5 protein-coding genes are annotated in these 12,234 nt (G+C 63.6%); 1 reads left to right on the forward strand and 4 read right to left on the reverse strand.

Annotated elements, in window-relative coordinates; genetic code table 11:
• Position 1: 1 nt before the first annotated feature.
• The 4 genes from ACVJGD_RS19975 to ACVJGD_RS19990 form a co-directional block, all read right to left on the reverse strand.
• On the reverse strand, positions 2-9,820 hold the full coding sequence (locus ACVJGD_RS19975; RefSeq protein ID WP_456635950.1) for an amino acid adenylation domain-containing protein: 9,819 nt from the start codon (positions 9,818-9,820) through the stop codon (positions 2-4).
• Between the two features lie 64 nt (positions 9,821-9,884).
• Positions 9,885-10,853, reverse strand: coding sequence for a TauD/TfdA family dioxygenase (locus ACVJGD_RS19980; protein ID WP_456635951.1), 969 nt, complete (start codon positions 10,851-10,853; stop codon positions 9,885-9,887).
• A 103-nt stretch (positions 10,854-10,956) separates the two neighbouring features.
• A complete protein-coding gene (locus ACVJGD_RS19985) occupies positions 10,957-11,709 on the reverse strand; it encodes a thioesterase II family protein (protein ID WP_456635952.1) in 753 nt (250 codons plus the stop codon).
• Between the two features lie 35 nt (positions 11,710-11,744).
• Positions 11,745-11,975, reverse strand: coding sequence for an MbtH family protein (locus tag ACVJGD_RS19990; protein ID WP_456635953.1), 231 nt, complete (start codon positions 11,973-11,975; stop codon positions 11,745-11,747).
• Between ACVJGD_RS19990 and ACVJGD_RS19995 the strand changes: the two genes are divergently transcribed.
• The gene (locus tag ACVJGD_RS19995; protein WP_456635954.1) at positions 11,974-12,183 is read left to right on the forward strand and encodes a hypothetical protein; all 210 of its coding nucleotides are present in this window, start codon (positions 11,974-11,976) and stop codon (positions 12,181-12,183) included. The genes ACVJGD_RS19990 and ACVJGD_RS19995 overlap by 2 nt on opposite strands.
• Positions 12,184-12,234 lie beyond the last annotated feature (51 nt).

Here is a 12,234-nt window from a genome sequence, read left to right on the forward strand (position 1 = left end):
CTCATATCCCCGCGGCGATCAGCTCTTGAAGTTCCCCTGCGTCGAATTCGCGCTCGATCAAACCGATCGAAACGGCGCGGGCGAACTCGGCGAGTTCGGGATGGCGGAAGAGATCCGAAAGCTGAACGGATACGCCAAACTCCTGCGATACGCGGCTGAGCAGCCGCACCGCGAGAAGGGAGTGTCCGCCGAGTTCGAAGAAGTGATCGTCGCGCCCGACGCGATTCAGGCCAAGCAATTCGGCCCAGATCTTCGCAAGCGCGGTCTCGATCTCACCTTCCGGTTCCGTGTAGCCGCGCCGCGCCACGGCTCCGTCCTGCGGCACCGGTAGCGCCTTGCGATCGATCTTGCCGTTCGGCGTCAACGGCAACTGCTCCAGCACCACGATCAGCGGCGGCACCATGTAGTCCGGCAGGCGACTGGACAGTTTCTCCCGCAACGCCCTGCCGTCGAGCTCCGGCGCACCGCTCACGTAACCGATCAGTTGCCGCCCCGCGGCGGCCTCATGCGTGACCACAGCCGCCGAGCGCACGCCGTGTTGCTCCAGCAGACGCGCCTCGATCTCGCCCAGTTCGATCCGGAAGCCGCGGATCTTCACCTGATGGTCGGAGCGGCCGACATATTCGATCACGCCATCCACTCGCCATCGCGCCAGATCGCCGGTCCGGTAAAGCCGCTCGCCGCTGCAGAACGGATCCGGGATAAACCGCTCCGCCGTCAATTGTCTCCGATTCAAATAGCCGCGCGCCAGCCCGCTGCCGCCGATGAAGAGTTCGCCTGTCACCCCGACGGGCACGACGTTGAGGTCGCCGTCGAGGATATAAGCGGACCGCAAACCGACGGGCCGCCCGATCGGCGCGTATCGGCCCGGAGTCAATGCGGTCTCATCGACCGCCCAGGCCATCGGCGCGATCACCGTCTCGGTCGGGCCATAGGCATTGATCAGCAACTCGATGTCCGTTGACCGGCGGAGTGCCTTGACCCCGACATCCGACCAGGCTTCGCCGCCGACAATGCAGAGCCGCAGCGCCAACTTTCTGTCGCGTTGCCGCAACGCCTCGCTCAACTGGTCGGCGTAGGCCGGAGGAATGAAGACCGTCGAGACCGAACGAGCTTCGATCTCGCGCAGGAGGTCGTCGATCGAGAGGTCACGTGTTGGCGGCATCACCAGCGCTCCGCCCGTCATCAACGGCACCAGCCAACGCTCATGGGCGATGTCGAAACTGATCGACGCGGAATGGAATTCGCGATCGGCCGGATTCATGCCGTAGAGCCGGCCGATCGCGTCGCAATGCATCGCGAGCGGTCCGTGCGCGACCGCGACGCCCTTCGGCACTCCGGTCGAGCCCGAGGTATAGATCACATAGGCGAGACTGTCGGGATGGATTTCGATCTCGAGGTTGCCGATGTCGTCCTTTGCGCTTGGCTGCAGTTCGTCGAGGCACCAGGCCTCGACCCCGGTTTCCCGCAGCACCGGCGCGAGACGTTCGCGTAGCGCGCCTTGCGTCAGTAGCAGCGTGGCCGCGCTGTCGCGCAGCATGTGGACCAAACGCTCGGAAGGATAATCCGGATCGAGCGGCAGATAGGCCGCACCCGCCTTCAACGTAGCAAGCAGCGCAACAATCAGCTCCGGTCCGCGCGCGAGCGCGAGGCCCACCAGTCGATCCGGACCAATGCCATGACGGCGAAGACGCCGCGCCAGGCGATTGGCGCGGATATTCAGTTCGCGGTAGCTGATCTGCTCGTCGCCGCAAATCAGCGCGACGGCGGAGGGAGACTGCGCAGCCTGCTTCTCGATCTGAGCAACGACGCCGAAGGACAAGCGTGAGCAAGAGTCTCGCGATGTCTCTGAGGCCGCGCGCGCGAGTGCGGCCTTCCCGCTCCAGTCCAGGATTCGCCTCATCTCTTCATTGTCGGACGATCCGAGATCGCCTAGCGGCCGTTCAGCGCTCTCCGCAATCCGTTGCAGCAATCCGCGCAAGGCATCCCGCAGGAGCGCGAGCCGGGCGTCATCAAAGCGCGTACGATCGTAGTTGAATTCCAGCTTGAGCACGTCCGGTCCGGCGAACACGGCGACCGCCAGCGCGTAATTCGTCGGCGTGACGTGCTCCACCTGTCCCAACCGGGGACCGCCTTCGCTTTTCCCAAGCAAGGCCTGATCGATCGGATAATTCTCGAACACCAGGATGCTGTCGAACAATGCGCGGCCCGCCTGCCCGGCCAGACGCTGGATCTCGTAGAGCGGCGTCCAGCCGTGCTCGCGCAATGCCAGATTTTTCTCCTGCAATCGATGCAGCCAGACGCCGACGGGCGTTTGCGGATTTGCTTCATCGACGATCGGCAGGGTGTTGATGAACAGGCCGACCATCTCCTCGGAGCCCGGAAGCTCCGCCGGGCGTCCGGAGACGGTGACACCGAAGCAGACCGTGCTCTGTCCCACATGCTGCCGCAGGAGCTGAGCCCATGCCCCCTGCACGAGGGTGTTGAGTGTGATCCGTTCGCGCATCGCGAATGTCTTGAGACGGTCCGTCAGCTCGCGATCGACTGTGAGGGCCAATCGGGCATGACCGGAGGCATCCGGCGCCGGAGGAGTCGATGCCAGCGCATCCGCAAGAAGCGTCGGCGTCTCCAGCGTGGCCAGCGCGTCGTGCCAGAATGCGACTGAGACCTTGTGATCGCGGCTTTGCAGCCAGGCGATATAGTCGCGGTAGCTGCCATGCACTCCGGGCAGCGTGCCGCCGTCCATATGCTGCGGCACCTCGGCGATCAACCGCGCCGAGCTCCAGCCGTCGAGGAAAATGTGATGATGCGTCCAGATCAGCCAGTAACGATTATCGTCGAGCCGGATCAACCGCACCCGCTGCAATGGCGGCCGCGACATGTCAAAGCCATTGCCGCGTTCGCGCCGTGACGCTTCCGCCAGCGCCGCATCCAGTTCGGAGGGCTTTCCGTTACGCACCAGCTCGATGGTGCGGTCGCGCCAATCCTCCTCGATGAAAGGTACCGCGACATGACGGTACACCACCTGCTGCGCCGAGCCTGACAGGCTCTGCCAGACAAAGCCGGTCCGCAACGCTGCATGACGATCGCTCACCGCCTGCCATGCCGCGCGTAGTTTCGCCGGATCGACGTCCAGGAGCTCAAGCCCGATCTGGTTCACATAGACATCGTCGTCGCCGTCCCGCAGCGCATGGAACAGCATGCCCTGCTGCATCGGCGAAAGCGGATAAATATCCTCGACGTTGCGCCAGTCCAGCGCCATTCCCAAGCGATCGATATCGGCTTGCCGAAGACCCGACAGCGGCACGTCCGAGGGAGTGACACCGCGGGCTCCGCTGGTGCAATGGTCAACCAGCTCCCGCAGCGCCGCTGCATACGATCGCGCCAGCCGCTCGACCGTCTCGCGGCGATAGCGGCGGCGTCCGTATCCGAACGACAGCCGCAGGCATCCCTCGCGAACCTCGCCATTGATGTTCAGCCATCCCCGCAGCGGCGCATTGGCACTACGTGTTGGACCCGGGCTTTCGGGAGCAATCCCGAAGGCCGAAGCCTCGCCCACACTGCCATCGAAGCGACCGAGGTAGTTGAACACGATCCGGGGGTCCGGCAATCGTGACAGCGCCTTGCTATGCTCCTCTTCGCCGAGATAGCGTAACACGCCGTAACCGAGCCCGCGGTTCGGAACGGCGCGAATCTTTTCCTTCACCAGCTTGATCAGCGCCGCATCATCGCGCGAGGCGCCTTCAAGGCGCAGCGGAAATGCGGTCGTAAACCAGCCCACCGTCCGCGAAATCTCAGCGTCCGGGAAGATGTCTTCGCGCCCATGGCCCTCGAGTTCGATGGTCACATCGTCGAGGCCGCTCCAGCGCCAGACCGCCCGCACGAGGCCCGCGAGCAGGACATCGTTGACCTGTGTCCGATATGCAGAGGGCGCTTCCCCGAGGAGCCGCGACGTCAGGTCCGCATCGAACGCCAGCGACACGTCTTCACTGTCGCAGACGCGGTCGATGCCGCCGTGATCGTCATCGCAATGGAGCTCTGTTGGCGCTCCGGACGCGAGCCAGAACGGCAATTCCGCCGTGAGTTCCGGAGCGGTCGCATAAGCCTTCAGCCGCGCGCCCCATGACGCAAAGGACTCGCTCTTCGGTGCCAGCGTCACGGCCGCCGCGCCCTGCTTCAACTGATCATAGGCGGACGCGATGTCTTCCAGCAGCACCCGCCACGACACGCCGTCGACCACCAGATGGTGGATCGCGATCAAGAGACGCTGGCCACCATCCGTAAGCTCCATCCCGACCGCGCGCAGCAGCGGACCGGAAGACAGCGACAGGCCTACCTGTGCGGCGGAGGCGATCGCCGTGACCTGCGCCGCATCGATCGCGCTAGCATGAACGCTGAGCAGATCTGACGGCACGGGGGCTGCCGCGTACTCTGCCCGCCATACGCCGTCGGCCTGCTCAAATCGCAGCCGCAAGGCGTCGTGATGATCCACCACCACGGCCAGCGCCCGGCGCAGGACATCCCAGTCAAGCCGCGCTCGTGGCACCAGCAGCACGGACTGGTTCCAGTGATTGCGGTCGCCGATATCGTCCTCGAAAAAGCGGAGCTGGATCGGCAGCAAGTGATGCATGCCGCTTACCGGATCGGTCCCGGCAGAGGTAGAGGCCTGCGTTTTCGACTTCCCCTTCTTCGCAGCAGGCTCAGCCGTTACAGTCGCGACGCCTGCCAGCGCAGCCACGGTCTGCTGCGCGAACACCTGCTTCGGTGTCAGACGAATGCCGCGCTTGCGCAAACGCGAGATGATCTGAAGGCTGAGGATCGAATCGCCGCCCAGTTCGAAGAAATTGTCGTGGCGGCCGATCTGTTCGCGGCCGAGCACGTCTCGCCACACCGTCGTGATCGCCTGCTCGATCTCCCCTACCGGCGCCGAATAGGCCGCAACGACGGTGTCTTGATCCGGCTGCGGCAACGCATTGCGATCGACCTTGCCGTTCGGCGTCAGTGGCAGCCGGTCCAGCACGACGATGCGCGAGGGCACCATGTAGTCCGGCATGAGGTCGGCGAGATGCTGTTTGACTGCCTCCGGCTTCAGCGTCGCGCCGGACGCTTTAACACAGTAGGCCACCAGTTCCTGACGCTCCTGTCCCGCCCCGATGGCACGTGCAACGACAACGGCATCCTCGATATGCTCCAGCGCCTTGACGGCGCGCGTGACCTCGCCGAGTTCGACGCGATAGCCACGCAGCTTGACCTGATCGTCACCGCGCCCGAGGAACACCAATCGCCCCGATTGATCGCAGCGAACCATGTCCCCTGTGCGATAGAGCCGCTCTCCGGGCGGTCCAAATGGATCGGGAACGAAACGCTCGGCAGTCAAGCCAGGCTCGCCGCGATAACCGCGCGCCAGCCCGGCGCCGCCGATATAGAGTTCGCCGGTCACACCGATCGGAACCTCGTTCAGCGCCGCATCCAGCACATGGGCGCGCAGATTGGCGAGCGGCAGGCCAATCGGAATTGGGCCCACCGTGCGTTCCGGCTCGCATTCATGCGTGACGGCGCCGACCGTCGTTTCCGTCGGGCCGTAGTGATTGAGGATACGACACTGCGGACGCAATTGACGGATGTCGGCCAGGAGCGCTGCATCGCAGGCTTCGCCGCCCAGGATGAGGACGTCGCGGGGCAGCACATCCGCCGAGCGGGACGCCTGCAGCAGGCCGCGCAAATGGCTCGGCACGATCTTCAGAATGCCGACCTCGCCGTCCCGCAGCGCGCGGGCGAACAGATCGGCGTCGAAGGCGGCCTCTGGAGGCAGAAGATGGAGCGTCGCTCCGGTCGCGAGCGCGCCGAACAGCACGGTGTGACCGAGATCGGCCGCCACCGTCGAGACCATCGCCATGTTCGCGCCTGGTGCCGGTCGTAGCCGTCGCAACAAGGCCTGGACGTAGTTGGCCAGCGCGCCGTGCGAGACCGCGACTCCTTTCGGGGTGCCGGTCGATCCCGATGTATAGATCACGTACGCGGTCTGCGCCGGGCTGATCGCAATCTCCACGGGCGCTGTGGATGCGCTTTCAAATCCTGCATCGTCGTTCGCATCGAGCACGGCGCAACCGAGCGCCCGCGCCGCAGCCAGCGTGTCGCCGGCGGCGATCACCGTTGCGATGTCGCCGTCTTCAAGGATGCGCCGTACCCTCTCGAGCGGCCATTTCGGATCGAGCGGCACGTAGGCGCCACCGGCCTTCAGCACGCCAAGGAGGGCTACGACAAAGGCGGGGGAACGCTCGATCCAGAGCCCGACCGGCACTTCGCGCGTCACGCCGCTTGCGGCCAGCACCCGGGCGATGCGGTTCGATTTGCCCTCAAGCTCCCCGAACGTCAGCGCTTCGCTGCCGCATCTGAGTGCGATGGCGGCCGCGCGATCGGCAGAGGCGGCACGATAGAGACTGACCAGATCGGCAAGATCGAACGCCTCTGTCTCGGCTGGCACGCGCTGACGGTTCGTCTCATCGATCGCAAAATCGGACAGCGGACGATCGGCGTTGTCAGCGATCTGCCGGAGCAGCGAGCCGAACTGTGAAGCGATCCGCGAGATCGTTGCGGAATCGAACAGGTCAGTTGCGAAGTTGAACGTCGCCTTCATGTCGTCGCCGCCGTCAACGATGTCGAGCGCGAGATCAAAATGCGAGCCGGCGAGATCGAGGATGCGTGTCTCAGCCGAAAGGCCTTCGACGCCATCGAAACCGCGCGGCGCCGTCATGTAGTTGAACTTCGCCTGGAACAGCGGGTTGTGTCCACCATTGCGCTCGGGCCGCAGGGCGTCAACGAGTAGTTCGAAAGGGAGATCCTGGTGCGAAAGCGCAGCGATGACCGCTTCCTTGACCTGTTCGAGAAGGTCAGGGAATGTTGCCCGCTGCTCTATCTCGGCGCGCACCACCAGGGTGTTGACGAAACACCCAACCAGACGTTCAAGCTGCGCGTGACGACGCCCGGCCACCGGAACACCGACGCGCAAATCGTTCTGCCCGGTATATCGATATAGAAGAGCCTGATAGGCACCAAGCAGCAGCATGAAGACGCTGGCGCGGCGTTGCTTCGCGATCTCGCGGAGCCGCGCGGCGAGGGCTCCATCGATCGTCAGGCCGATCGTGTCGCCGCCATGGCTCTGCGTCGGCGGACGCGGCCGGTCGTGCGGAAGCGCCAGCACGGGGTGGGTTTCGCCGAGCCGCGTGCGCCAGTAGGCGAGTTGCCGAACGGCTTCGCCTGACGCGAGCCAGCCTCGCTGCCAGGCCGCAAAATCCGCATATTGGATCTCGGGCGCCGGTGGCGTACGGGCGTCATCATGGATGAAGCTGCGATAAAGTGCGGCCAGCTCTTCGAGCAGCACGTTGAGCGACCATCCATCCACAACGATGTGGTGGGCAAGCAGAAGCAGTTCGTGCCCGTGGTCGGACAACTGAAAGAGAACCGCGCGCAGCAGCGGCCCTTCGATCAGATCGAACGGCTTTTCGAGTTCGGCGCGGGCGAACTCAGCGGCATGTCCGGTCTGGTCAGGAGCGAAACGACGGAGATCTTCGTGGCGGATCGCGACCTTCATGGTGTCGTGAACCACCTGTCTCCCCTGCCCGTCTTGCGCGATGAAGGTGGTGCGCAGCACCTCGTGGCGCTGAACGATCTCGGCAATCGCACGGGACAACAGGGTATGATCGAGCTTTCCATTCAGGCGGATCGTGCTCGCGACCGTATAGGCCGTTCCGCCGGGGTCCATGTTCCAGAGGAACCAGAGCCGCTCCTGGGCATGGGACAGAACAATACGGTCATCAGCCGATGCCGGCTTGATCGGCGGCAGGACCTGTCCCGCCCCGTCACGCATCAAGGCATCGACTCTTTCAGAGAAAGCCGCGAGCGTCGGCGCATCGAAGAAGCTGCGCAGCTCCAGCTCGACGCCACGGCGTTCGCGGATCGCGGCAGCAACCTGCCCGGCGGTGATCGAGTTTCCACCCAGCACGAAGAAATCATCTTCGCGGCCGACCGACTGCACGCCAAGTGCCTCGCACCAGATCGATGCAACGGCGCGCTCGGTTTCGGTCGAAGGCGCCGCCGACCGGTCCGGCGGGGCAGCACCGTCACGCCGGCGGCCCTTTTCGAAAACCATGAAACTGTCGAGCGTGTTGTTCGCCCAGGCCGCGCTGCAGGCGGACCGCTGCAACTTTCCGCTGGTCGTGAGCGGCATCGCCTGCGGATTCAGCAGAATGACGACCGCCGGATATTCCTGCGCCTGTCGGACTACCGCCTCGCCAATCGCATGGGCCAGAACCTCGGGAGACGTCCGCTTGAGCACAATGCGGCTGAACTCAGCCGCGACGCCAATGCCTTCGTGCCCATCGATGTCGACCGGGAAGGCCGCGACACGGCCGCTGCGGACGGCCGAGACCTCGGCTTCGACCGCCTCCTCGATGTCAGTCGGATAGATATTCTGGCCGCGAACAATCAGCAGGTCCTTGAGCCGGCCGGCCACGACCAGCGCGTCATCCTGCATGAAGCCGAGATCGCCGGTACGCAGCCAGCGCGTGCCATCGCGCTCAACGAAAGCGTTTCGCGTTGCTTCCTCGTTGTTCCAGTATCCGAGTGCAACGCTTGGCCCGGCTACCCAGATCTCGCCGACCTCATCGGCCTTCGCCGCGCCTGATCCGTCCTTGCGCATGATGCGCACGGCATGATCGGCGGGCGGCGGACCGCAGGCCACGAGCGCTGTTCCTTCACCGCCAGTTGCAACGCGGCCGGCGGCAAGCTCGGAGGTATCGAATGTGTGACTGTCCGGCTCCTTCGTACGTTCGCCTGCCGTCACGAGCAGAGTCGCCTCGGCCAGGCCGTAGCAGGCGGTCAGTGCGTGCCGATCAAAGCCCGCCGGCCTGAACCGTTCGGCGAACCGCCGCAACGTGTTGCAACGGATAAATTCCGAGCCTGAAAATGCAAATCTCCAGCGGCTCAGATCGAGCTTTGCGAGCGTCTCATCGGATATGCGGTCGGCGCACAGCGAGAATGCGAAATCGGGGCCGCCGCTGATCGTTCCACCGTGACGATCGATGGCCTCCAGCCAGCGCCGCGGCCGCTCCAGGAAATTGCGCGGCGACATCAGAACGGCGGTGAAACCGGTGAAAAGCGGATTCAGCAATCCGCCGATCAGTCCCATGTCGTGATAGAGGGGCAGCCAGCTTACGAATACGTCATCCGCCGTTCCGTCAATCACGGCCTGCATCGCGCGCTCATTGGCCGCCAGGTTGCCGTGCGAGACACAAACGCCTTTTGGCTGGGACGTTGATCCGGACGTGTATTGCAGGAACGCGATCGCACCTTGGTCGAAACGCGCCTCTCGCCAATCGGCCGCCAGTTCGGCCGGCACCGTATCCACCTCGATAAGATGGACGTCACGATGGTTTGCCAGCAACGCTTCCACAGTGCCGCGCAGGGCCGTTTCGGTCAGGATGAAGCGTGGCGTGGCGTCGCGCAGAATTCCATTGAGGCGTCCGGCATAACGCTGCGCGCCGCCCTCCGGCGGATAGGCGGGAACGGCGATGACGCCCGAATAGAGACAAGCATAGAACGCGACGGCATAGTCGAAGCCGCTCGGGAGCAGGATCAAGGCCCGCTCGCCCGAAGCGCCGAACTGCTGCAGCGTTGCGGCAACGGATCGAATTCGGGCGTCGAAATCAGCAAACGTCAACTCGCCCGCGACGTCGTCTCCCTCGATGAAGCGCAAGGCCACCCGATCCGGCCGTGATGCGGCGTGGCTGCGCAGTCGTTCGACGAGGTTGTCTTCATGCATGTTCGAGAAATCCATTGCCGGCGCGATATCGAAGACTTCGCGATCGTGGGCGACAGAGGCCCGCTCAGCTCTGCCGGTTCGGTTCGGCCATTGCGACGATCACCCTGCGCGGTCCATTGAAGGGCTCCCGAGCATGCGCCGTCAGCATGTTGTCGAGCATCGCAACGTCCCCGGCCTGCCAGGGGAAAACGATCTTGTGCGTATCGAGAACGCCGCGCACGGTCGTCAGCGTTTCGTCGTCGATCGGCGAGCCGTCACCGTAGAAGACGTTGCGCGGCAGATCCATTTCATCATCGACAATGTCGAGCAGGCTCTCGCGGACTTCGGGCTCCAGATTCGAGACGTGGAACAGATGGGCCTGATTGAACCAGACCCACTCCCCGGTCACGGGATGACGCGCGGCGCCCTGGCAGATCTGCCGGGTGCGGAGTTCGCCATCGTCCTTCCATTCGCACTCGATGTCATGCATGGCGCAATAAGCCTCGACCTCGGCCATGGAATCGGTGCCGAACACTTGCTGCCAATCGACATCGAGGCCGCTGCCATAGTTGCGCACATACATCACGCCCTTCTCGGCGAAGCGATCGCGGACCGCCTGCGGCATATCGCGATAGATCGCCCGGCTGTCGGCAATCGGCGTCTCGCCGCCTTCGAGCGCCGGCTGCATGCAATAGAACCAGATCTTCATCGGCCAGTCGCGCGTATAGGCCTGCTCATTGTGCAGCGGAATATGCTGATGCGGCGGATACTCGGTGGAAGTGTAGACCCCGGCGGTGACTTGTGAGCGCGGCGTCGATCCGAACTCATAGCTAAGCAGCGGATGGCCGAAGCTTGCCGCGAAGGCCCGGAAGGCGTCAGGACCATCAACGGAAAAACCGCGAAAGACAATGCCGCCGCAATCGATCAGATGCCGGTCGATGGTGTCGCGCAGCGTGGGAAGCGCGGCGCCGAGCGGCTTGCCGGCTTCATCGGCCTGCAGCAGCATTGGCAGGCTCCTGCCATCAATCAGTGGTCGGATGGAAAATGCGCTCATGATCCTGATTCCGTATGAGTGCCAATCTTGAATCCGGGGACGGCAGTTCGCCGTACGCCACGAATTGCAGAATTGATGCGGGCGATGCGCTATTGCGCGAAGACTAGATGAGCTGGTGCAAGCCTCCTTGCCCGTGATCCCGACGTCCTGCCTGCGATCGATTCGATTGTCGTGACAGCACCGAACAGATGAGGTCCAAGATCCGGGCTTGCTGAGTGTGGATGAAGAAATGGTGACCTGGCAGCATGTCGAGACTGAACTCCGCCAACGTCTCCCGCTTCCAGGCCATCAGGGAATCGTCGCCGCTGGTCTCGTCATCCTCGCCGCCGAAGACATGGATTGCACACGGCAGTGGAGGTCGCGGCCGGTAGGTGTAGGCGCCACACATCAGGAAATCGGCACGGAGCACCGGCAAGGCCGCCCGCATGATCTCCGGATTCGACAGCGCCTCATCCGAAGTTCCCCGCAGATTGCGCAATTCATCCAGCAGCGCATCGTCGCTCAGTGGCAGACGCCATCTGCTGCCATCTCGGACGGCCGGCGCCTCCGTGCCGGAGGCAGACAGGACGACCGGAGCTGGCGCGCCGCGATCGAGCAGACTGTAAGCGAGTTCGAATGCCACCAGCGCCCCGAGACTATGTCCAAACAGGGCATAGGGACCGTCAACCTGTGCACGAAGCTCCGAAGCGAGTTGCTCGGCGAGTGTCCGCGGATCCGTTGCCAATGGTTCGTCCATGCGCGCGCCTCGCCCCGGCCACTCGATCGGTTGGACCTCGATCCATGACGGCAACAGCCTGCGCCATCGCGCATAGACCATGGCGCTGCCGCCGGAATAGGGTAGACAAAAAAGCCGCATCGCAAACGGCCTCCGCGAACTTCAGATCGGCAGCGCTAGCGTGTGGTCGTCGATGGAACGCTTTCGTCCATGAACTTGCGCAGCGTCAGCGGCCGCATGTCGGTCCACACTTGTTCGATGTGATCAAGGCATTCCTTCTTGGAGCCTGTCTTGCCGACGGGCTTCCAGCCGTTTGGAATTTCCTTGAACGTCGGCCAGATGGAATATTGTTCTTCGTGATTGATGACGACGGTGAAGGTAACGTCATCCCTGTCGAAAACCATCATGCTCGACTCCTTCTCGAAAAAGGAAAGCGATGGCGCTTTGACTAAGGCAGAAGCAGATGATGGTCAAAGCAATAACGCCGCCGCAGTTTTTAATGCCTCCAAGGTGACAATCGCACGAAGCTGCAACAACAGCGTGCGCGCAGCGAAGCGTTGGCAAGCCGTGCGCGCCGTCGCAGTTTTTTCATCGCATTCTCATCAACTTGGCTGAACGGAACCGCCGAAAAAAATACCGCCGTGGACGAAAATCCACGGCGGTAGA

It is taken from the genome of Bradyrhizobium sp. USDA 10063 (genome assembly GCF_054063735.1).

What these genes read in the sequence shown, in the direction of transcription:
- ACVJGD_RS19980 (WP_456635951.1), bottom strand. Translation starts at nt 10,853, where the DNA reads ATGAGCGCATTTTCCATCCGACCACTGATTGATGGCAGGAGCCTGCCA.
- ACVJGD_RS19975 (WP_456635950.1), bottom strand. Translation starts at nt 9,820, where the DNA reads ATGCATGAAGACAACCTCGTCGAACGACTGCGCAGCCACGCCGCATCA.
- ACVJGD_RS19990 (WP_456635953.1), bottom strand. Translation starts at nt 11,975, where the DNA reads ATGATGGTTTTCGACAGGGATGACGTTACCTTCACCGTCGTCATCAAT.
- ACVJGD_RS19995 (WP_456635954.1), top strand. Translation starts at nt 11,974, where the DNA reads ATGCTCGACTCCTTCTCGAAAAAGGAAAGCGATGGCGCTTTGACTAAG.
- ACVJGD_RS19985 (WP_456635952.1), bottom strand. Translation starts at nt 11,709, where the DNA reads ATGCGGCTTTTTTGTCTACCCTATTCCGGCGGCAGCGCCATGGTCTAT.